General features: G+C 52.5%; 30 protein-coding genes. 2 read left to right on the top strand and 28 right to left on the bottom strand.

Annotated features, from left to right (window positions below; translation table 11 throughout):
- Positions 1-2,026: 2,026 nt before the first annotated feature.
- The 15 genes from ACGG9R_RS04225 to ACGG9R_RS04155 are packed head-to-tail and all read right to left on the bottom strand — an operon-like array spanning position 2,027 to position 11,896.
- Complete coding sequence (locus ACGG9R_RS04225; RefSeq protein ID WP_390151865.1) at positions 2,027-2,695, bottom strand: hypothetical protein; 669 nt, start codon at positions 2,693-2,695, stop codon at positions 2,027-2,029.
- Positions 2,696-2,703: 8 nt separating this feature from the next.
- Complete coding sequence (locus tag ACGG9R_RS04220; protein ID WP_390151863.1) at positions 2,704-3,006, bottom strand: hypothetical protein; 303 nt, start codon at positions 3,004-3,006, stop codon at positions 2,704-2,706.
- Between the two features lie 18 nt (positions 3,007-3,024).
- Entirely contained in the window at positions 3,025-4,008 is a 984-nt protein-coding gene (locus ACGG9R_RS04215) for a hypothetical protein (protein ID WP_390151860.1), read from the bottom strand.
- Positions 4,001-4,315 (bottom strand): hypothetical protein, encoded by a 315-nt coding sequence (locus ACGG9R_RS04210; RefSeq protein ID WP_390151857.1) that lies wholly within the window; start codon positions 4,313-4,315, stop codon positions 4,001-4,003. Before ACGG9R_RS04210 ends, ACGG9R_RS04215 begins: the two co-directional genes overlap by 8 nt.
- Positions 4,309-4,638: a hypothetical protein gene (locus tag ACGG9R_RS04205; protein ID WP_390151854.1), complete on the bottom strand. Its 330-nt coding sequence runs from the start codon at positions 4,636-4,638 to the stop codon at positions 4,309-4,311. Before ACGG9R_RS04205 ends, ACGG9R_RS04210 begins: the two co-directional genes overlap by 7 nt.
- A 14-nt stretch (positions 4,639-4,652) precedes the next feature.
- Positions 4,653-5,207 carry a phage tail protein gene (locus ACGG9R_RS04200; RefSeq protein WP_390151851.1) on the bottom strand — a complete coding sequence of 185 codons (555 nt, stop codon included), beginning with the start codon at positions 5,205-5,207 and terminating at the stop codon, positions 4,653-4,655.
- Positions 5,207-5,848: a phage tail protein I gene (locus tag ACGG9R_RS04195; RefSeq protein ID WP_390151848.1), complete on the bottom strand. Its 642-nt coding sequence runs from the start codon at positions 5,846-5,848 to the stop codon at positions 5,207-5,209. Before ACGG9R_RS04195 ends, ACGG9R_RS04200 begins: the two co-directional genes overlap by 1 nt.
- On the bottom strand, positions 5,841-6,959 hold the full coding sequence (locus ACGG9R_RS04190) for a baseplate J/gp47 family protein (RefSeq protein WP_390151845.1): 1,119 nt from the start codon (positions 6,957-6,959) through the stop codon (positions 5,841-5,843). Before ACGG9R_RS04190 ends, ACGG9R_RS04195 begins: the two co-directional genes overlap by 8 nt.
- Positions 6,937-7,257, bottom strand: a complete 321-nt coding sequence (locus ACGG9R_RS04185) for a GPW/gp25 family protein (RefSeq protein WP_390151843.1) — start codon at positions 7,255-7,257, stop codon at positions 6,937-6,939. The genes ACGG9R_RS04190 and ACGG9R_RS04185 overlap by 23 nt, the downstream gene beginning before the upstream one ends.
- Positions 7,254-7,694 carry a phage tail protein gene (locus tag ACGG9R_RS04180; protein ID WP_390151840.1) on the bottom strand — a complete coding sequence of 147 codons (441 nt, stop codon included), beginning with the start codon at positions 7,692-7,694 and terminating at the stop codon, positions 7,254-7,256. The genes ACGG9R_RS04185 and ACGG9R_RS04180 overlap by 4 nt, the downstream gene beginning before the upstream one ends.
- Before the next feature lies 1 nt (position 7,695).
- On the bottom strand, positions 7,696-7,986 hold the full coding sequence (locus ACGG9R_RS04175; RefSeq protein ID WP_390151837.1) for a PAAR domain-containing protein: 291 nt from the start codon (positions 7,984-7,986) through the stop codon (positions 7,696-7,698).
- 9 nt (positions 7,987-7,995) lie between these two features.
- Entirely contained in the window at positions 7,996-8,400 is a 405-nt protein-coding gene (locus ACGG9R_RS04170) for a phage baseplate assembly protein V (protein ID WP_390151833.1), read from the bottom strand.
- Complete coding sequence (locus ACGG9R_RS04165; protein ID WP_390151830.1) at positions 8,390-9,442, bottom strand: phage late control D family protein; 1,053 nt, start codon at positions 9,440-9,442, stop codon at positions 8,390-8,392. Before ACGG9R_RS04165 ends, ACGG9R_RS04170 begins: the two co-directional genes overlap by 11 nt.
- Positions 9,439-9,645, bottom strand: coding sequence for a tail protein X (locus ACGG9R_RS04160; protein ID WP_390151828.1), 207 nt, complete (start codon positions 9,643-9,645; stop codon positions 9,439-9,441). Before ACGG9R_RS04160 ends, ACGG9R_RS04165 begins: the two co-directional genes overlap by 4 nt.
- A complete protein-coding gene (locus ACGG9R_RS04155) occupies positions 9,638-11,896 on the bottom strand; it encodes a phage tail tape measure protein (protein ID WP_390151825.1) in 2,259 nt (752 codons plus the stop codon). The genes ACGG9R_RS04160 and ACGG9R_RS04155 overlap by 8 nt, the downstream gene beginning before the upstream one ends.
- Before the next feature lie 89 nt (positions 11,897-11,985).
- Between ACGG9R_RS04155 and ACGG9R_RS04150 the strand changes: the two genes are divergently transcribed.
- Positions 11,986-12,252: a hypothetical protein gene (locus ACGG9R_RS04150; protein WP_390151823.1), complete on the top strand. Its 267-nt coding sequence runs from the start codon at positions 11,986-11,988 to the stop codon at positions 12,250-12,252.
- Between the two features lie 24 nt (positions 12,253-12,276).
- Positions 12,277-12,573 carry a hypothetical protein gene (locus ACGG9R_RS04145; protein WP_390151820.1) on the top strand — a complete coding sequence of 99 codons (297 nt, stop codon included), beginning with the start codon at positions 12,277-12,279 and terminating at the stop codon, positions 12,571-12,573.
- A 126-nt stretch (positions 12,574-12,699) separates the two neighbouring features.
- Here the strand turns inward: ACGG9R_RS04145 and ACGG9R_RS04140 are convergent, their stop codons facing one another.
- From ACGG9R_RS04140 to ACGG9R_RS04080, 13 genes are all read right to left on the bottom strand, one after another.
- Entirely contained in the window at positions 12,700-12,981 is a 282-nt protein-coding gene (locus ACGG9R_RS04140) for a hypothetical protein (protein WP_390151818.1), read from the bottom strand.
- Between the two features lie 55 nt (positions 12,982-13,036).
- Complete coding sequence (locus ACGG9R_RS04135) at positions 13,037-13,555, bottom strand: phage major tail tube protein (protein ID WP_390151815.1); 519 nt, start codon at positions 13,553-13,555, stop codon at positions 13,037-13,039.
- 15 nt (positions 13,556-13,570) lie between these two features.
- Positions 13,571-15,022, bottom strand: coding sequence for a phage tail sheath family protein (locus ACGG9R_RS04130; protein WP_390151812.1), 1,452 nt, complete (start codon positions 15,020-15,022; stop codon positions 13,571-13,573).
- 2 nt (positions 15,023-15,024) lie between these two features.
- Positions 15,025-15,258: a hypothetical protein gene (locus ACGG9R_RS04125; RefSeq protein WP_390151809.1), complete on the bottom strand. Its 234-nt coding sequence runs from the start codon at positions 15,256-15,258 to the stop codon at positions 15,025-15,027.
- Entirely contained in the window at positions 15,259-15,705 is a 447-nt protein-coding gene (locus ACGG9R_RS04120) for a hypothetical protein (protein WP_390151806.1), read from the bottom strand.
- 8 nt (positions 15,706-15,713) lie between these two features.
- Positions 15,714-16,268, bottom strand: a complete 555-nt coding sequence (locus ACGG9R_RS04115) for a phage tail protein (RefSeq protein ID WP_390151803.1) — start codon at positions 16,266-16,268, stop codon at positions 15,714-15,716.
- Complete coding sequence (locus ACGG9R_RS04110; protein WP_390151800.1) at positions 16,265-16,603, bottom strand: hypothetical protein; 339 nt, start codon at positions 16,601-16,603, stop codon at positions 16,265-16,267. Before ACGG9R_RS04110 ends, ACGG9R_RS04115 begins: the two co-directional genes overlap by 4 nt.
- Positions 16,600-16,911, bottom strand: a complete 312-nt coding sequence (locus ACGG9R_RS04105) for a hypothetical protein (protein ID WP_390151798.1) — start codon at positions 16,909-16,911, stop codon at positions 16,600-16,602. The genes ACGG9R_RS04110 and ACGG9R_RS04105 overlap by 4 nt, the downstream gene beginning before the upstream one ends.
- 9 nt (positions 16,912-16,920) lie before the next feature.
- Positions 16,921-17,979, bottom strand: coding sequence for a major capsid protein (locus ACGG9R_RS04100; protein ID WP_390151795.1), 1,059 nt, complete (start codon positions 17,977-17,979; stop codon positions 16,921-16,923).
- 13 nt (positions 17,980-17,992) lie between these two features.
- Positions 17,993-18,325 carry a hypothetical protein gene (locus ACGG9R_RS04095; protein ID WP_390151791.1) on the bottom strand — a complete coding sequence of 111 codons (333 nt, stop codon included), beginning with the start codon at positions 18,323-18,325 and terminating at the stop codon, positions 17,993-17,995.
- Entirely contained in the window at positions 18,325-19,437 is a 1,113-nt protein-coding gene (locus ACGG9R_RS04090; RefSeq protein WP_390151788.1) for a head maturation protease, ClpP-related, read from the bottom strand. The genes ACGG9R_RS04095 and ACGG9R_RS04090 overlap by 1 nt, the downstream gene beginning before the upstream one ends.
- The gene (locus tag ACGG9R_RS04085; RefSeq protein ID WP_390151786.1) at positions 19,430-21,025 is read right to left on the bottom strand and encodes a phage portal protein; all 1,596 of its coding nucleotides are present in this window, start codon (positions 21,023-21,025) and stop codon (positions 19,430-19,432) included. Before ACGG9R_RS04085 ends, ACGG9R_RS04090 begins: the two co-directional genes overlap by 8 nt.
- Positions 21,026-21,122: 97 nt before the next feature.
- Entirely contained in the window at positions 21,123-21,338 is a 216-nt protein-coding gene (locus ACGG9R_RS04080; RefSeq protein ID WP_390151783.1) for a DUF6148 family protein, read from the bottom strand.
- Positions 21,339-21,346: the final 8 nt, after the last annotated feature.

Genomic DNA, 21,346 nt, shown 5'->3' with positions numbered 1-21,346 from the left:
TTTTTTGTTGCTAGGATTCTTGCGATTTCTAGGATTTCGGGCGAATAGACAATTCTATGTTATCCGTAATTATCGGCTTTCCCGCCCTTCTGTGAAAATCATTTTCTACAGGGTGGATATGAAACTGGTAAATCTGGATCATGGGCAATAGCATTCCCTCACGCGCTGCTGGGTATATCAGGCGATTATTCAGGCAATAGCGGTAAGATGGACTGGGGACCATCAATCAGTGGGAATACTACTAGCTGGAGCGCGGATGGAGCTGGGTCTAATGTACGAGTTATCGCAATAGGCTATTAGACAGGGTGTAACTGGCAAGATCGGTTCCGCTACTCCCGCAACGTATACATTACCTGTTTCATATTCGGGGTTTTTCGTCCCGGTTACAGGATTTGGCCAGGAGGGTTATTGGGAGCCGATATATTCGGCGCTGACTGTTTGCAAGAACGGTTTAACCTCAATTACTCTTGAAGCTCATGAAGGCTGCTTCGCGTATGTAATAACTATTGGCACATAAACAGGGTGGATATGAGTATCACAGTGGTACAGATAGAAGAACTTGGAACTTCCCAATCGCATTCCCTCATGCCTGCTTATCCGCGATGAATACGCTAATGCACGATGGTTCATCAGGTGATGGTAACAATGATACAGTCTATAATCTTTCTAAACCCTCACTTAACTATCGTAGTGATAACGGATGTGGTAGCTACAGAATAGCGATTGGTTACTAGACAGGGTGTAACTGGCAGTAATACTTGTAACTGGCCGGTATCTTTCCCTTCAACGTGTTTAATGGCATTTGCCCAGTACACACCGAATAACAGTAATGATGATCTGTGGAATAATGATGTGATTATGTATTTCACAAGGACCACAGTAAAGTGTGGCGGGGAAGGCCGTAATTATTACCATATTGGCATTGGTGTGTAGACAGGGTGTAACTGTTGTAATGACAGGGAACTGGGATACAGTGCGATTACCTATTTCGGCAAATAACTACTTTGCTATTGCATCCCCTGCAACGCCTACAACGAATTATTGGAGTGGCGGCGCAAACAACCCTGTATCAGTACAATCGGTTAAAACAAATTCGATAATTGTTGCCCTCTCCGGCGGCAATCAGTGGAAAGCCAGTATACTAATTATTGGCACTGTATAGACAGGGTGGAAAGTGCGGGACTAGCACCAAAATTGGCTTCCCAGTTGCATTTCCAAAATTTTGCGGAGCCGTCACTTTAGGGCAGATTTATGGCGCTTCCAGGAGTGACCATTACGGAAACCTCGGGGAAATAACAGCGACATATTTCACTAAAGACGGCTGGGATAGTATGTACATCGCTATTGGCATATAGACAGGGTGGATTTAGCTCATCGGGCACATTCACTTACCCCATATCAATATCAAGATTCCTTACTGGGGGCACCACAACAAGGATGTCTTCGCGAAATTATGACAGTGACTGGGGAGACATAATAGGAACGCCCACATCATCGTATTTTCGCTTTCGCCAAAATAGTTACAGTAACGGGACCTACTGTTGGCTTATCGGGCTATGAGAATAGCTGCTTATATGCCGACTGCCAGCCATGTTAACCATTTATTGGCTATATCGTAACCCGAGTAATATATGAAAGATGATCCAGAAAACGTCTTGATATGTTCGAGCCCGCGACCGGAAGGATTCTGATTATTTACCACTGCAAGCCCCGCAATGCCTAGCGCCTTCGAAAACGAGATAGGATAATTGACCGTGATATTACTCCTTAAACCTACCCACGTATATCCACCCTGTCTACCACCCTATAGCGATATACCAGCCGTTGTTCGCAGCCCACGAAGTGCCATTGAACGAACCAGTAGCATGAAATCCATAGTTATCTTTTTTGGTTACATTTGCAACGTCAACGTAGTGACCTTGCGAAAAGACGCGAGGGATCGGAACCCCTGCTACCGTAAACGAAATAGGGTACGATGTTCGGTAAGCTTCGCTTCCGGATACGTGGCAGTATCCACCCTGTATAATTATCGGGATCGCCCCCCCAGCTTCACCCACCACGAGTCCGGATTGGAAACGTCACCGGCAACTACGCCGGCAGACAGTGTTTCAAAGCTATCTTTTGGTGTTTCCCACCAGTTAGATTTACCGGAAAGCGCCTTGATCTGATGCACAATACCGGAAAGCAGAGCAGCCAAAGATCCGGTATTGCCGCTCGGTACTGTTCCCTGAGAAAGTGTTGCCTGGAGCTTGTTGATAAGATCAAGAACCTGATCCGATTTTCCATTTCTTGTGCGGTAGTGAATACCATCGGATGCAGCAGACATAGATTTAATAAAATCAAGGGATGGGTGAGCAGTTTCGAGAGCATCATGCGCAGTAATAGCATCTGTATTTGCCAAGTTATTAAAACGATGTACAGTAAATATAGCGGTCCCATCAATCACAGGAGCGCCTTCTAACGCACCAGAATACGGAGGAAGCGATGCGTCTGTAGTCCCGCCTTCAACGCATACCAAGAAAGCCCCTTTGCATGTTTGTTCCGCCACAACGTCGTTCTGTTCATAGTAGGTGTTTCTCTCCAAGCTTTTTATCGGACTATCCAAGACCTGCCCAAGCTGCGTTTCAAGCATTACCTGATCGTAACTCCCGCTGCCATTCTTTACTTTGAATTTTCCTTTTCTGTTGGTCATCATTGAACCTCCTATTTAAATTCTATAAAGGCATCGCTTTCTGCACCGATAGTAATATCTTCCATATCGACATCAATCCACATTTCACTTTCCGGCTGATAAATACTTGCTACCACTTTCCCGCCGGTTTCGGCCTGAGGGGACGTGAGATAAGGAAGGTCATTATATCGGGTACTTCCGTCGCCGGACTTTACATATCCGGTATCGCTTTCAATGCCCAGTTCTCCTTTTAGAAGTAAGGGATTGTCTGCTTTCCATTCGGATGCCAGTCCGATCCGTTGCTTCATTCTTACATTTAGGTATGTGATCGGCATGAGACATCCTCCCTTCTATCACCCCTGAGAATTACCGCCATTAAGAATCAATGTATCTCCGGAGGGAGTAAACAGTTTGGACGTAGACAGAGCTCCGTCAGCAATTTTTTCATTCGTGATTGCGGAATTTTTGATGGTAGGATTTGGATAATTTCCGGTCAAATCACCCCCTGCGACTCCTTTAGGAATACGCGCATCGGAAAATCTTGCATCATTACCTTCCGCAGCAGTGCCGGCGGTAGTGCCAAAGTCTACGTTAAAAGCGGATTTCTTATTTGTAATCTTCGCTTCATATGTATTGGCCGCATTCTCTTCGGTAATATATCCTTTATTCTCGATAGCCTGGCTAACTTTCAGAGGCGTCATGACCTTGGTATCATCGGTGCCGGACTTTGCCTCCTCTGTGCTTGCTATATCCAAAGGCTTGGTTATGCAGACAAACGAAGAGCCGGACCATCTATACTGCTCAAATTTTGCGGAGGGATTCAGGTCAACGTAGATTTTTCCGGATTCCCCTTTAATAAGAGTCGTATGGCTCTGTTCTTTATAAAATTTGCCCTCGCTGTAGTAGCCTTCTATAACATCATCAACATAACTCGGAAGCTGTGTCGACGGGACTAATCCATTGTTATCCAAGGTTGCTACCCCGTTTTTTTGCCCCTTTTCAGAGGTCGGGATTTTGGTATTGTCCTTGATAGTAATATCCGCAGTACCGTCAAAGCCAACACCATTGATTTTTCTGGCCGTCTGCAGCTTATCTGCAGCCTTTACAACACCGGCCCCGGAGCCTTTATATTCTGCCAGTGTCATGTATCCGGATAAATCTACATTCCCGACAAAATACATTAAATCAGACCATTTTGTAGTACCATCACCGAATTTTAATTTCCCCGTATCAACTTCATAGCCGGCTTCCCCTTTCAAGAGCACGGGGTTTACACTCGCCCATGCGGAAGAGCTGTCCGCTCTCAGAGTAATTTTTACCTTCAGTTCCTTATTCATTGGCTGTACCTCCATTAATCAAACTGATTTCCTCATAATCTCTGCCAACACAAAAATACAATAGTTTTTCTTCATCCCAGCGATAAACTGCATTCTCACCGATTACAAAATAAATATTCTGCGAATTCCCAACAGTCGGTAAATCCAACCGATTATTTACCCGGACTACAGCGTCACTTTCAACCTGCCGGATGCCTACTCCCAGCAACCCGTTCAATACCTTCTCTTTTTCCAGGATTCCTTCTATGAATTGGCTTCCATTTGCCAGAGATCCTATAATGATCCGGTCCTGATGAAGGGCTACCATGTTACTTCCTCTCCTATCGTGAACCGACTGGGAGGGATAACCGTATAGACATTTCCCTCATCCATAGTGACTTGGACATCGTACACATAATTGCCGTACTTCATGTGTTTTGTATGTTCTGGGAGGAATGTAAAGCTGCCGTCCTTTGCAGTAATCTGGATCAGGGCTGAATCTGTGTCGGTGTTCTCTTTAACGGTCAAAATGCAGGAACAATTTTCACCAATATTCACGGATTTGTCCCTTGCATCTTTTAAATACAATTTCAGGACTGCGGTATCTCCTCTCGTCAGTGTTATTCTGTTCTTACTGTCAATCTGAAGCACTTCCCTCCCCCTCCTTAATAAAGTTCAACAAGAGCCCCGGAAGTTTTTGATATATCTGTTCCCTTATCCACGATTTTCAGATATTCATGGAGAGCTAATTCGACATAGCCCATCGTTGCCAAGGCCCCCGGATCGATAGAAACCTTAACATCGGACGCATTAGATGCCGAAATATATACGGCAAATTCCTGGGATACCGCTGTAGAACCTCCTTGAGGGGGAAGGTAGTCCGGCGCGGAATCAGAGGTAACAGCATACAGGATTTCCCCATCGTCCGGATCATTGGCAAAAACGCCAAGCTCCCGCACATAGTATCCCGCGGAAAGTCCGACATTGGTGATTGTCGCACTGATTTTACACATCTTCTGATCCGTCAGAACTTCTTTGGACGCAATCCCTACATTCTGTTCCGGCGTCACAAGGTCTGTCAGGTCTTCAAGCGAAGTCCCCTTAGGTAAAACACCGGACCCCAGCTTCATTTTAGTCAGTGCAAGCACAACGCCAGTTCCTACTTTCGCCTGCAGAAGTTGCCCTTTCTTAGTCAATACAAGCCCGTTCCAGTTTGGCATTATTGAATTTCCACCTTTCTCTGAACCCTCACTCCTGCAGCTTCACGTACAGTACCGGATATATCCGACATCCTGAAAGCTGCAGGATAAATACTGATAACTTTTGCGGAGGCAACAGGAAGTGCATAGTAAATTGTTTTCGGCAAGTTTCTGTGAAAAGACACCCCGTCCAGCCAGGAGCGAACATTTTTCGTGTGCTCGATGGCGCGGTACAGGCTGTTGATCACAGAAATGTCGGGAACCGCTTCAGTAATCATCACAACCTTAAAGTGATAGGGTTTCCCACCATACTCCCAGTTTTCTTCAATCTTTGCGGATTTGAATATCGCCGTACAGACTTCTTCTACCACAGACGGGGTTCCCTTTCGGCGGTTCCATTTTATACTCTGCTTCACCAGAGCCCGTTTTTTCTCCAACGTAGCTGCGTCATCATAGAAATCAACATGGTACTGCCATGCCAGGGCATCGACGATTTTTTCTGGAAGTTCATCCAGCCTGGGAAGAAGTAAAAGAAGAAGTGTATCTCTGGAGATTTTCCGGAGCCCCGGATCAGTAGCTGCGGAAATGTTCCGGATCGTCTTATCTCCGGAAATGGAAGACGGGACAATGGTAATCAGTTTCTGTTCAGACAGGTTACTCACTTTCGATCCCTCCCATGACCACTGATATCTGATCCGCTACAGCCACCTCTGTGTTTTCTACTTTCGTAAATACAGGCTCTGTGATTTCCGCCCGTTTGGCTCCCGCTTCGATGATATTCTTCATCAGCTGTGACGGATTGATGTCTCTGCCCAGCTTCTCCTTCTGCCATTCAACGTATTGATTGACCGCTTCCGTGACGGCCTGCTGGATGGTTGCAGAAAAGCTTTCACTGTCTGCTCCGATGTAATAAGTAATCTGAATATCATAATTCTTCACGGTCGGAGCCTGTACGCTCACCTGATCTGTCAGAGGCCGCACCGTTTTATCATTGCACACTTCAAGCACATCCTTCAGTACTTCCTCTTCCGGGATTTCCCCACCCGTCATCAGCGGCACGATTTTCACCTCGCCCGGAGAGGGGGATGTGATGAAAACATCCGCAATGTCCGGATTCGCAGACTTGGCAAAAAAGGTGTATGCCCCATAGGAGCCTGCATCCGAAAAGGACTCCGGGGCTTCGTGAATGCGTTCTCTGTATGATTCGTCGCTTTCCTTGTCTGCACCACCCGCAGTGACGGTCGCATTCTGCACACTGTCCACATAAGGCAGCGGATCGACCAGCTTCGTCAATGAGGCAATGGCCAAATGATTTCCGGCATCCCCCGGCTCCGTGCAGACGGCGGCCACCTGCGCGGTCAACTGCCCCGCCGGAATGGAGAGGGCTTCCGCCGTTGCAAAATACGCCCGTTCGTCCTGCGTGGTGACGCGTGTCCCTTCCGGTATGATGGCGCCGGTTTCTGCGGTCGACAGGATGAAGGTCAGCGTGGTTTCCGCCCTCTTCGCAGGGATACGCTCGACGTCGAGGAGCGCGCCCAGGTGATCCAAATAATCGCCTTTGGAATAGGCGAGCAGGTTCATCTTCCCCGTGTAATCGATGAGGTTTCTCTGCAGGATAAGGAGCTCAGCGATGGATAAAAGAAAAAGCCGAACGGGGTCTCCATCGGCCAGTGTACGCCCGGCGATTGTTTCATACCGGGCGATGATTTCTTTTTTCACGCTCTCCGCGTCTGTCTCAGCGAAGGAAATATCAGGAAGATTCTTTAATTCCATTGAGTCTCACCTCGATTCTTGGCTCTAGTTTCCCATCCATGGACTCCGTGAAGGAAATCCCGGTGATGGTAACTCTCGGCTCGTACTTTCGCACCGCCTGAATGATTTCTGCCGCCAGCATGGCCTTTGCTTTCGCCATGGGTTTGTCTACGTAATCCGCGCTCACACCGAAGTCTCGGTCAAGTGGTACGCTCCCCTTTGTGGTCGCCATGATAGTCTGCACGTTCTGCAGAATTTCCGTGATTTCATCCTGCGGTGAGAAATCTACAATATTCTCGATTCCGATGGAGTAATTCATAAACCAATCAACCCCTTGAACACTTCTTTCAGCGCAGTTTTTCCGTCTGAATATTCCTTCAGGGAGACATTCGCCGTGATGGCCTGTGGGTGTCCCCACTTATCCCAGAAATCAACGCTATAGGATAGCCCTCGCACGGTCCACAAGCCGTCTCCGATGACTTTGAACCCTAGTACCAGCGGCACGGGCCTGCCGCCATCCCGGAGCTCTTTCAGTGTGTTGACTTCACTCTGCGGGTTTACGCCCTGGTCTTTTCGGAAGAGCATGGTGAAGGAAATCTCCTCCAGATTTTCTCCCAAAAATTCCGAAAGCGGTTTCTCGCCCAGGATTTCATGCTCCGCCCACCTGGCTTCTCCTTGACGTTTGTAGTCGTCAAATGTACGGACGTAACCACGCGACGCAACGAAGGGGATGGTCCCCAAAAATCCTACGAACATATCACCCTCCTATGAAAACATCGGATGAGCCCGCCGCTACCGAACCGCCGCACGTGACGGGGTCTCTTACACGAGCAGCAGGGCGCCCATTAATGAAGACGGTGCTGCTCCCGCTGGCGACGGCCCCCGCATGCGATGGGTGCGCCTTGCACCCATGCGGCGCGTAGGTGTCCCCCACACGCCCTGCGCCCTTGCCGTTGATGAATACATCGCCGCTGGCCGAGGAAAGCGCTGTGGGCGGGCAGGCGTCGTGCCCGGTGTCATTATCGCCTAGTCTGTGTGCAGCCGGCATAGCTCCTCCTTAGTTGATATCTACCCGCGGAGCTTCGATCTTGACAGCACTCGCGGCCTTGATGGTAATAGTGCCGCCATCCCACTTGATGAGGCTCCCGTCAGGAAAATGGATTGCCCTCACGTCAGCGTTCTCCTCGGGCGGCGGCTTTGCCTTCGAGTAGTATGCGCCTAGGATGAATCCGGCATTGAGCCCGTTCCCGGATGCATTCGGCAGGAAGAGGCAGAGCACCTGCGTATTGACTTCAGGCACCCAGTATCCTTCCGTCCCATTTGCTCCGATCTGGAGCACCGCCAGTTCATCACTTACGAGGTCGTCTTTGTCAGGAAATGTAACCCGCGCGCGGCATGTCTTTCCGTTCACGGAGGATACTTTTCCGACGCGGATCAGGTTCTTCAGCTGGTTAGTATCCATTGAGACACCTCCTCATTTCTATGCTGGTGGTATAGCCGCCGGAAATCTGATGCTTCGCCGATGTGATGATGTACTTCCCATCGAATTTCCCGAAGCCTAATACATTTACTGTGGTAGCTGCCAGCATGCGGAAATCCCCCGGCATGTCGACGGACATCGTCCATTCGTCTTTGTTCTTTTCGCGAAGGCGCTTCTTGGCGAGCTTTTCGGCTTCAGAAACAGTCTTCACCTGCTCTTTGACTTCGAGTGTCTTCCCCTCCGTCTTTCCCGGATCGGCGAACGTTGCCTCAATGGTCTCGCCGGTGTCGCTGTCGCTGTTCTTCACGTGACAGGCTTTGTAAATGTCCCTCGTCACGGCGTGCATCCGGTAACCTGTAATGTTCTGCACGTACTCCATGCCTTCCTGGACTTCGTAGATCGTGCCAGGCTTCACGACCGTGGCAGCGGGCTCTGCTTGCTCATAATCTGTTTCATTGAAGATGACAACCTGCTCATTGGTGATTTTCAGCGCGAGACCATTGTCCTCGCAGAGCTTCAGCAGGAAAGAGAGGTCGGACTGCTCCGTCTGCTCTGCCCTGTCCAGTGTCGGGTTCTCTTCGCTGTCATAGACAAGCGAAAGCCCTGCGCCGGTCGCCACGTCATTTGCGATGGTCTTGAGCTCCGCCTTCTCCCACGAGCGTGTGCGATCGACACCGCGAAGCTCGTTGCTTTCCGGAATGGATGTCGCTTTGAGTTCGATTTCCCTCGGCGGCGCGCTGCCCTCTATGGTGTCGATAGCGAAGAGCCCCGCCACCATGATCTGCAGGCCGTCCGCGAGGTTTTTCCAGTTCAGCGTGACATAGGACACATCAAGCGTCGCCCCGCGGTCTGGGAACCAGTCCGATTCCCACAGGCCGTTTCGATCTTCAAGCCTGATGGTGAGGTCATCCGCATAGCCTGACATGTTGTCCGTGAAGGAAATCGACTTCAGGTGCGGCGCGAGGTCTTCGGAAATGTCCGCCCCTTCATACTTCACAAGGGGCACGACCTGACGCGGCGTCATGAACGCCTCCACGGCGGCAGGCGGCTGATCTTCGGCGCTTCCCAGGCAGGCACCACGAGCGTGATGCCTGCCGGAAATACGACGATGTCCGCATAGTCCCCATTGGCTTCGAGGAGCTTTGTCATGCCACTCTCGCTGCCGTAGAGTGTTTTCGCAATGCTGTCCCACATGTCGCCCTGCACAGTGCGGTATGTCTTAGCCATAAGAAAGCCGCCTTTCGTCTCTCTGTATATCCTTGAGCATGCGCCTCAGGTCGCTCACGGCGTCTTTCATCGCGCTCTCCATGGTGCTCTTGTCTGCGTTGCCCTGAATCGTGATCTGCGGGGCGAAATTGATGGTGGTGCTTCGTGTCCCACTCTTTTGCGGCGCGATGCCTGAAGCATTCAGCGCTCCGAGGCGCCGTCCGGTTTCCTGCCACAGTCCCAGCGCACGCCGGCTCCCGTCGATCGGAATAGCTGCCTCCGGGCTGTCTTCAGCGAATGTCGTCAGGAAAGAGCCCTGGTTATAGATACCTCCGGCCGCATTGGCTGCCACATCAGGCGCGTTTCCTATGCTCTGATTGTAATTGATCAGTGCGTCGATGGGGTGGGAGAGCGTCTGTCGCAGCTCGCCCCACTTGCCGATTGCCCACTGTACGATATCGCCGAATAATTTCTTCACACTACTGCAGAAATTATTCAGCGCCGTCATGGGGCTATCCCATAGTGTGATGAAAAAGCTCTTCACGGTATCCCAGTTGTTATATAACAAGATACCCGCTCCGATCAGCAGGCCGATGCCGGCAATTACCCATCCGATCGGGCAGGCAAGCATGGCTGTATTTAGCGCCCACTGGGCGGCAGTTGCAAGGTTTGTGATGCCTGTCCATAGCCCCGTGATGCCATTCAGCGCAGCCAGCGCAATCGCACGCCCGGTCAGGGAAACGGTTCCCGCGACGGTGGATGCCGTGTGTGCAATGGTCGCGAACATAGATGAGGTTGTGATGGCGGTGTAAGCCGCCTTGATGGCGATGACCCCCTGATAGGCCACCCCGACCGCTTGCAATGCAGTTACCGCCATGGCGATCGCGCCACCCATAGCCGCAATGCCGCCTATTAGCACCGGGTGCTGCTGCGCCGACTGTGAGAGCGACCCCGTATAGCCTGCAAGGCCATTCATCGCGCGTGTGAGCTGAGGAAGGAATATGTTTCCCACAGAAATCGCCAGCGATTCCTGTGCTGACTTGAACTTCTCCGCAGCGCCCACCCCGTTGTCCTTCATGGTCGCTGCCATTTTAGCAGCTGCTCCATCCGATTTCTGAATATCCTGCAGCAAGTTCTCGAAAGTCCCCGGTGCAGAATTCAGCACGGCCAGCCAGCCGCTGGCAGCTTCTGTACCGAAGATGGCCTTTGCTGTTGCTAGCTGCTCCTCTTGACTGAGCCCCTGCATGCGTTCGCGAAGCTGTGTCAGAATGCTGACCATCTTTTGCGGCCCCGTGGTGTCGCCGGTCTTGATCCCGAGCGATTCCATGGCAATGGCAGCTTCCTTCTGCTCCGCCGTCAGATCCTGCGCTGTCATGCCGAGCTGCGCCAGTGCGTTCGCCGCCATCTTTGGCGGCCCCGCGAGGCGCAAAAAGCCGGAACGCAGCGCGGTGCCCGCATTGCTTGCCTTGATGCCGGAGTTTGCCATGAGCCCAGCAAGCGCCGCCGTTTCTTCCATGGAGACGCCGAATGCGTGTGCCACCGGCGCCGCATATTTCATTGTTTCGCCCAGCATTTCGACGTTGGTATTCGTCTTTGTGATGGCTACCGCGTACACATCTGCCATGTGTCCGGCAGCTTCCGCGTCTAAGCCGAACGCTGTCAGATCGTCAGATACGATATCTGCCGTCTTGGCCAGATCTGTGCCGCCGGCCGCCGCCAGATTTAAAAGCCCTGGCATACCGGCAATGATCTGATTCGTCTTCCAACCCGCCATGCCGAGGAAACTCATCGCCTCTGCAGCTTGCGATGCGGTGTACTGCGTCTTTTCGCCCAGCTCCCGGGCCGTGTCAGTCAGCTGCTTTGTCTCTTCGTTGTCCGCCATCGTGATGGCTTTCACTTTGGACATGGCCGCCTCGAAGCTCATGGCCGTTTTTACCGCCGACTCAATCGGCGCGGCAATACTTCTGATGGTTCCCACAGTGTTCTGTAAGTTAGCCGCCGAGAAGAAAAGCGAACTTGAGCTGGACTTCAACGCGGTACTTGCGATGGCACGCTGCGCTGAAGACAGCTCTTTCATGCGGGCTGCATAGGTCGCAGAACTGACTGTGCCTGAGCGAAACGCATTGTTGATTTGCGCGATGCTGTTCTTTAGATCAATGTTCTGTATACTCATCGTCTGCGTTAAGCGGTTGACGCGGCCAAATGAGCTGATCAGGCTGTTGTTTACAGCGCCGTTGATGATGAAGTTGTACGAAAAACTTTTCCCTGCCATAGCCTCCTCCTTTCGTGATATAATCAAAGAAAATCACTGGACTGTTTTGAATTTTCAGCGGTTGTCATACCTAGAAAGTGGTGATTTTCGTGGATACGCTAGGCTGCCTCGGGCTGATCTTTTTCCTTGTCATGTTTGCTTACGCCATCGCCGCGACATGGTTTCTATCCTTTTATGGATGGACCTGTGTGATTGGCACTTGGGCTTTCTTTATCTTCCTTTTTCGCCACCCTATTGGCCGCATCTGCTACAACGTGAAGTGCTGCCTCGTCGGCGGCTGGAAGGAAGGGTTGCGCAAAGCAAAAGCCCGCGAAGCTGCAGAAAGAGCGAAACGCCAGCACTCAGATAATGTTTGAAGGCTCTAATCGAGGTGAATGCTCATGCGTTTTTTAGTTGCCCTTCTGGTCGGCGCCACGTTCCCGCTTTTCGCTTTTTTGCTGGCTATTTATTTCTTTGCCTGCATCGTCATTGGCTTATTGCTTCCTCTCATCCCGATCCTGATCATGCAGCTCTGCGGCATGCCAAAGACTGAGTGGGTGCTTATCGGGAATTATCTTTTCGCCGCTGGTGTGCTTGGCGGGATTTCGTCCTTTCTCTATACGACGTCTCTCTTCCTTAGGGAAGTCAGAAAAAAGCCGAATAACAAAACTACTGCTTATCTCGACCGATTTCTTTGACGATTTCTGCATACTCAATAAGCAAAGGCAACGGTATAGATAAATAGAACTCGACTGGCGTATAGGTGGCCATTGCCATCTGAAACGCCAGTTTTTTGATGGGGCGTGTTCCAGTGGTTTTATCCACTACGCCCCGAGAAAATTTAGCGTCAATGTAGCAATGTAGTTGAAGTCCTTCGCGCCCAAATCGAAAAGATCGTCTACCGGGCAACCGATGGCCTTTGCCGCGACAATCGCCTGAAACTTCATGGAAGCCGCCGGAACTACCATCGGCGCTTTCATTGCAACGGCTTCGGCCTCTGCCGCAATGAGATCATGCCCGGTAAGCTTGTCGAAATCGAGCACCACGGTCGTGGTCTCTTTCCCTTTGACGTGTACTGCCTTCTTTAATTTGACTGTAACAGCCATGATTCCTCCTTATAGAGTAAAATGTAAAAGCCTCGCGATATGCGGGGCTTTTTCGTTACATCCCCAGCGCGTCTCTCACGTCTTCCAAGTAGTCGACGCCATCCACGTTGCAGATGAAATTATATTTGTCCAGTTCGAGCTTGGTTTCCCCATCGATGTCGATCTTGATGTAGTCGCATTCGAGCGTGGTCTTGCTGTCCGTGGTCGCTCCTACATCGAATTTACCAAGATCAGCTTCTTTCGGGCGGCCGCGAAGCAGGACCTTGATTTTGCGCGTGGTGTATTCGCCGCTTTCGGAGTCATATCCCTGCCCTGCGCCGCGCAGATCGAGAGAAAGTGCTTTATTCGCCGCCAGGTGAAGCAGGTCTTTCTCGATGGTGCGCCAGTTCAGCTCCGTCTCGCAGGAGCCATAGTGCCCCCTCGTCGGTGCTTCGAGCTCGCCTGCAAGCCCCGCGCCTTTGATGGTCTGTGTCATGGCAGAGAGCTTTGGCAATGTGACGTCAGAGATGCCGAGGAAGGCGCCGCCGTCCTCGTATACTCTGAAATTGATCGAGTTTTCAGGTACGTTTCGCATATGTGCCCTCCCTTATCATTTGAAAAGGCTGTCCAGGTAGTCGGTATCGAGTTCAATGACGTTCTCGATGTCTTCTGCTGGAATCGGCGGGGTGAAATAGGTGTGGAATTTGACCTTGCCGTCCAAGAGCGAGGTCTTCGGGTTTTCGCTTTCAAGGAAGGCAATGCGACCACCCAGAATGACTTCCCTGGCAGCCAAACCGTTGAGACGGATGTTTTCCGAATCGATCACGCTGTCAATGAGGCGACGATTGGTCGGATTATCCACCTTCTGCCAGTAGGTCTGAATGAATGTAGCGGCATGCCAGTTGAACATGCGGCGCAGTGGGATGAAGCGGTCTTTCGCGTCCGTATCCGCCGGATAGCAAGCGGTATTGTTCCCCCATGCCTTCCATCCTCCGATGAAATTCAGCGCGGTCACGATACCCTGCCCATTCAGGTAGTTGGCCTGCTCCGGTTCCATGACGACTTCGCTGCCATCTTCAAGACACAGGCCCTCGATCTGCATGGACTTGTTGGACGGGCTCTGGTACGGTACGCCATCTTCATCCGTGCTGTCGATGGTGCTGATGACGCCGAGAAGCTGGGTAGACATGTGGTAAATCTTCTCGCCCTGCTTCACCATTGGCCAGCAGATGGCTTCGTTCACGCCGGTGTAGTTATGGTTATTCTTCCACGCCGGCACGTCTCCGTACTTGGTGACGCCGCCTTCGCCGCACGGGATGTCTGCCAGGACGAGTGCGGTGAAATGTTCGTTGATATTTCCTGCCTTCGCTTTCATGATGGCTTCGACCGCCGGATCATGGCTCCATCCCGGAGCCATGACGATGCCCGGCACAAGGCGGGTCAGCGGGAAGACCTGATTCAGGGTTTCAAGGCCTTTCTTTTCGTTCGTTACGTTGTCCACACCACCGATGATGTCCGCCGAAGTCACGGCGCTTGGGTCGAGATAGGTATAGTCTGCGAATGCCGCAGTCACATCTTTCAACTTTCCGGTGTCGAGTGCGGTGATGATCAGCACGCCATTATCATCGTAGGCTGCCGTGTAATCATTCTCGCCAAGCGCTTCGCCAGCCTCTGCCACTTTCAGCTTGAGCGTATCCAGAAGGACCGCATCCTTGATGGCTGCCACGCCGTCTGTAAAGGTGAGCGACTGGTTCTTCTTGTCTTTCTTGTGCTTCTTTGGATCCAGTACGTTCACCAGCACGACCGGCGCGCGGTTATAAAGGGCGAACTGACTGTAGATCGCTTCACACAGGGTGTAGTCTTTCCAGTCATCCGAATAGCCGAAGGCTGCCACTGCCTCTGCATAGGAATAGCAGAGGACGGGACGGTTCGCTTTCGCCGGATCGGATGCCAGGTGCAGGGGCGCCGTGCCGAAAATGACGGGCAGACCTGCATCGGTTTCCACTGGCGGGATGATACTGGTCGGAATCTCGCCAGTATATACGCCATGTTTGTATGCCATGTTTAAACCTCCTTGCATCGATTTGCAAAAATATAAAGTGCGGTGCCTTTCTTTGTCAGCTTTTTCATGCTTTCCGCATACTCAGCCACCGGCACGAATAAATGAACCATCCACGGGTGCGCGTCCAGAATATTCTGCACGTGCGCGGGGTATCCCCCGATGAACGTGGTGGCATGCGCCAGCCGCGAGCCGGAGAGCGACGGTCCGATGTAGATTGTCTGCTTTGATACTTCCATTCAGAAATCCACCTCCTCTTCAGGCTGTGCAATGGTATAGGAAACGGTCAGCCGCCCCTGCCACTGCGGGAACGGCTGCGGATCCACGATTTCCCCTTCCAGCGGAAACAGCAGCCGGCTCCTTCCGCCTAACGTGCGCTTGGTGAGGAGTGCCTGCCGCACATGTTCCATCAGATTGTACAGAGAGAGGCAGCCTTCTTTCGGATCCTCATCGCAAATGGAGAAGCCGATCTCAATATCCACCCGGCTATAACGGTCTTCGGTGTCGTGCACCCTGACCGCATAGCAGTAAATGTAAGACTCCCGCTGCTCCGGTTTCGTGGAAAATGGCGGGTAGCCCGCATAGATAGAGACAGGGAGCGTACCCAGCCTCTGGTGTGTTCTGTACTCTTTCACCACGTCTCGGATGCGCGCGGCGACGTTCTCCATGGCTTCTATCGGTGTCATGCTGCCTCCTAACCAAACAACTTAGAAAAGCGAAAATCGATTTCATGCGTGAAGCGCTTATTCAGGAACTCCTCCGCTTCGTCGCCCCACTTGGAGAAGATTTCCTCATTCCCGACCATCTGCGGGATGCTGGGGCCCGCCGGAGTCTTCAGCGGATACCTCGCGCCGCCCACACGTTTCATGGGACCGACGTATCCTTTCGGGAACGGCCGGGCAAATAGCCCCTTGACGGGCTTTGGGCTCCCGCGGCGGAGTACTTTCACGCGCATGGGGCCGCGCCGCCCACCTCCGATTTTGAAAGAGGTGAGCGGCATGGTCTTGCCCGTAGAAATGATTTCCCCCGCGAGCTTCCCTGCGCTCGCCCGGTTCTTCCGAAGGCTTTTCTTGACGCTTCCCGCACGGACGATGTATTTCTCTCGCACGGTCTTCGCCATTTCCTTCGGCACGTGTGTCAGCGTGCGGTTGATGGCAGCGGCGGCTGCACGGTCCGCTTCTTTCGGAGCAAGGGCGAGCATGGTCTTTGCGCGCTCGATGCGCTTTTGGTCAAATGAAATGGTAATCATCGTTCATTCGCCACCAGTCCGATGGTCAGCATGCCCATATCCTCCTTCACGCTCTGCACGATGTAGATTTCCTCATCCACCGTGAACAGCTGCCCGTAGACGGGCGTCTCTTCTTCGAGGTCAGATGCTTTTACATTGACTGTCAGATCCGCGCCGTAGATGGTGGGATAGTTCTTGCTGATGCCTTCTCCGATGGACAAGGCCTGCTGAATGGTGTCCCCCTGCAGGATGCATGTGCAGAGTGTATCGTTCAACCTATGCTCTTCCCCAAATTCCGACAGGTTCAAGAAAGTGCCTCCGTTGTCCTTCTCGACCTGTTCTTTGAAAGAAATCAACCTTCGACAGTGCCTTCTACATCTGGGGCGGGAAGTGCATCCTCGCTTTCCGCCTTCTTGGCCGCTGCGCCTTTGCCCTTCGTCGTTTTCCCCTTCCCCCTTGCTGGTGCTTTCACGGGTGTTTTTGCGGGTTCTTCAGCGGGTTCTTCAGCGGCTTTTTCTGCTTCGCTTTCCTGCAGCACGACTTCTGTGTAGTCTTCGGATGCAAGGAGTGCCTTGCCTGTCTCGTCATCCAGCTCGACCACTTCACCGCGGCGGAAAATCTTTCCATGGGCTGAGAGACAGTTCCGTTTCACGAGAATGAACATACTGCCTCCTTATTCGCCCTTGGCTTTGATAATCGCCCAATCGCTGACGCATTCTGGTGCCAGCACGGCGCGAGAGAACATGGTGAGGGCAACGGTCTGGTCTTCCTTATTGCCGAATTTGTACGGTACGTACGGAGAAACGAAGGTATCATAACCGGTGCCCGCTTCGTTGACCAGAGTGACGGCACCGTGAAGCTGACGGCCACGACCGGTGATGCCGATGATGACATCATCATCGCCGATAAACGGCTTCTGCACGCCATCGTCATCCACGTAGGTTTCGCCGTAGGTGTAGATTTCAAGGTTCAGCGCCTGAATAAGGCCCACGCGAGTGACCTGTGGAGATACGATGCGCGGCGCGATGGACATAAGGCCCAGATTATCGCGAGACGGTACAGCGAGCCACTTCATGATCTCATCGTTGTTCAGCATGTAGTCGAATACATGACGGCCGATGATCATCGCAGTTGGGATCTGGCCAGCATTCTGCTGGATCATTTCGGACATGCCCTTGATATCCGAGTAGATGGTCGCACCCGCCTGATCCCACTTGGTGGTCGGGATAAGCTTCTGGTCGAAACCATAGTCCACGGTGTCGATCAGTTCTTTTTTCCCGTCGTCTGCCAAACCGATGATGTCGCACTTGCCTGTGGTCAGGATGTCGGCGGCCATTTTGTTCTTGCGGTTGATGATATCCGCCTGCAGATCAGCAAGATCCATCGCCTGCAGATCGGCGGCGCGTTCCGCCGGAGTCTTGGTGGAGTAGAAACCTTCGCCAAACCCGCGCTGCGCGATAATATCCGGATCGAGTACACGGCGCGCCGCCATCATCGGCGGTGCATAGGTTTCCTCCTGAATGGGATCGCGCTTCATATCAATGCCTTTCGCTCCACGCACAATGAATGGCGCAAGGCGGCGGGCCGCTTTTCTGAACTGTACCGAGATCTTCGAGGTAGTGGCCGTTGCCGGCATGCGTGGGAAGAAGGTATCGAGCAGGAAGGCAGCTGGCGGCGTAGCTCGCTCTACCGCTTCCATCATCTGCAGGGTTTCTGTGTAATCAATAGGCATTGTTTTGTCCTCCTTATTTCAGTGCGGCGAAGAGAATGCCCTTGCCGCGAAGTTCTTCTTCGTGTGCGTCTACGGTATCACCTTCTGCCGCGATCACTTTTTCTCTATGAAAGCGGCCGGTAATGTAGACTGTTGCTGCCGTCGCTTTATCATCCACGTCATTGGCGAGGATGGAGTCTGCCGCGCCGCTCTTCGCGGTCGCGGCTGCGGTTCCATCCGTCACGGTCATCAGTGTGCCGCGCTTCATGGCGGTGCCCGCTGTGATAGCTACATTCTTTGTGAAGGCAGTGATACCACCTGCCAGCAGGCCGTCGTATTCCATTTTGGTCGTTTCTCTCATTGCCATTATTTTGTCCCCCTGTACTTATTCATGCGTGCGACGATGTCTGCGACCGCCGCCTGGTTCTTTGCCTTTTCTGTATCAGCTGCCGACATCTGCGGCACCGCCTTGACGGAAGATGCGCCGGACTGCATATTGTCCTCGATCAGGTCGCGGATAGCCGCCAGCTTGGTGTCTTCCTTCGGCTCTACGTGAACAGCCTTCACTGCATCCACGATCGGCTTTGCCGCTTCTGCAGTCATGCCGGGGACGCCCTTGCAGGATGCGATGACGGCATCCACGTAGGGATTTGCCTCTTCGCCTGCGAGTGCTTCGAGGGCGGTGATACGCTGGCGTTCAGCCGTTGCCTTAATGTCTTCTTTTGGTTCTTCTTTCGGCGCTTTCGGCTTGTCCCCGAGGAGCGCCTTGATTTTAGAAATCAGATCACTGTCATTCATTTCGGTTGTTTTCTTCCTTTCTTCGGTCTTCATCACCCGCCGGATCTTTTCGGCATCCCGATCCTTCACGGGCATGGAAATAGAATTTACCACTACGAGCCAGCTCTTCATCTGGGCATCGATGGCATAATCATCGATTTCATCAATGAGCCCTTTTTCGAGTGCTTCTTCGGCACTCATCCACGTTTCCTCATCCATGAAACGAATGATTTCATCCGCGCTCATCTTGTCCCCGGCGCGGTCCTTGTACACGTTGACTACCGTCTCCTTGACCTTCGCCAATGTATCCGCCATTTTACTGAGTGCTTCTGCGTCCAGCATGTCGAATACGCAGGCCATAGGATTGTGGATCATGTACAGGGCATTTTTCGGCATGACGACTTTACCCGCGCCGCATGCCACGACCGTGGCAGCACTCGCGCAGATCCCGTCGATGTGAGCCGTCACCTTGCCTGGATATGCCTTTAGCACGTTGTAAATAGCCTGTGCTGCGAAAATGTCGCCACCCGGGCTATTGATACGGAGCGTGATATTCTTCCCTCCGCACGCCGCGAGATCATCGGCGAATTCCTTCGCGCTCTTGTCGTTCTCTCTCCACGGCTCTTCGGCAATCTGACCATAGAGGTAGAGTTCTACGTCCTGGCTCCCTGCCTCGTTTTTAATTTTCCAAAACTTACTCACTTATCTCACCTTCTTTCTCTCCAGCCAGTACGAGTGGCTTGGCAAATTTTAATCCCAGACCATCCTGCCGCTTCTGCTCGTATGCCAGCGCTTCGATATTCTCATCGAAATTGGTGCCCGTCATTTCTGCCGCTTCTCTTGTCCGTGTAGACAGACCGTAAGCCACACGCATGGCACTGCCGTTCACGTCCTTTACCGGGTCAAGGATGCTCATCGTCGGGCCGAACCAGTCTGCATGACAGTAGGCTCTGCGAATGCGCGGATCGTCAAAAAATCCCGGGGCTTTGATGCGTCCGATGGCGACCGCTTCTAAGAGCCAGCCTTCATAGATAGGTTGGCAAAAATCATTTGCGAACCACGTCCTTCTCAGCTTGTACTCATCCCATGCCTGCAGCAGTGCTGCGCGTGATGCGGAGTAAGACGATGTGAAGGACTTCAAGAGCACTTCATACGGCTGCCCGATGGCTGCCGAGATCTGCTTGATGAGCTGTGTCACGAAGGGCTCGAAGGTGCTCTGGCTGTTCGAAGCATCGACGGATTTCACGTCTACGCCTCTGGGTAGTGCGTTCATGGTGCCCGCCGCGAGACCATACTCTCCCACATCGACTACCGGTTCATTAGGGTCTTGCGGCCCAAGGATGCTGTTCAGATCCTGCCCGGCCGCGCTGCTGGTGAAGAAGAGGGCGAAAAAGCTCTTGATAATAGCAGATGTCAGCTCCGCCCGCGTGTACCTTGATACCTGCTTTAATGTTTCGAGCACCGGAGCCAGATACGGCACGCCTCTGTACTGCTCCGCGCGGATATCATGACAGATCTGCAGGATATTCGGCGCGCCGGTACGTTTCCCGAAGGCTTCGACGCGGCTCCATGTGGTCGGCGCGAAATCCGTCGGATCATACGGCACCTTGCTGCTGATCCAGTAGGCGGTGATTTCTCCGTCTTCTGTAATCTCTACGCCGTCGATAATACGGTTTCCGTTCGGCGCACGCATTTCTACGGCAAACGGTCCCGGATCCCCCATAACGCCAGCTCCGAGCGGATTGGATACTCGATTCGCCTCGATGAGCTGGATGCGCAGAGAATAGGGCATGTAGGCACTCGGCGCTTTCCGCCGGAAGAGGGCGAAGGAGTCCCCGTCCGTCAGGTAGGTCGTGTAGGCGATGTTCTGCAGGTCGTAGAAATTATTTCTTCGGTATAGGTCGCACTGCGTAGAGCCTGCCCAGAGGTCAAATTCCCTTGCAGTTTCCCGTTCCCACTCCTTTGCTTCATCGACACTCATGCCGAGCGTCTTGAACTGCAGACGCGGGGAAACGGTGAGCCCCGCCCCGATGGCGTGCATCGCAGACGTGTCGATCGCCGCAGCGCCAATAGGCGTATTCGTCGCCTGATCCGCACTTCGCCCACGAAGTGCTCCGATATTCGCATCAATATCCGACTTGGCACTGGAGCGTATCGGGTTCCACGCCTTCAGAATGTTGCTGGTGCGGCTTCCACCGCCTTCGGAATAGCCCGTATTCTGCACGCGGAGTTTTTCCGTGCCGTTCGGCGCCCTGATTCTGTTATTATTGCGTTTCATCCGTCGTTTCATCTGACGTCCCTCCTAGCCTGAAAATGTGAATCCGCAAAATACAAATCTGTATTTTTTTGACTCTTTTTGCCTCATGGCGTTGTGCTATACTGATTGTTTAATCCAGAAGCACGATGCGCTTCGTGCTCCCGCCGGATGTCTCTTCACCGTCTACTGTCGCCCCTGCCGCGATGAGTTCCTGGATGACCCGTTCAACGGTTGCCAGGTTCGCCCTTGTCAGGGTGCGGTTTCCGATGGTGTAAGACTGCCCGGAGAGGATGGCTTCTTCTGCTTCGATGTACTTCTTCAGCCGTTCATTCTGCAGCTTGCTCATATTTGCTC

Origin of the sequence: Dialister sp. i34-0019-2H8 (assembly GCF_042846925.1) — a bacterium.
Taxonomy (GTDB): domain Bacteria; phylum Bacillota; class Negativicutes; order Veillonellales; family Dialisteraceae; genus Dialister.
This window is presented reverse-complemented; position numbering and strand designations above follow the sequence as displayed.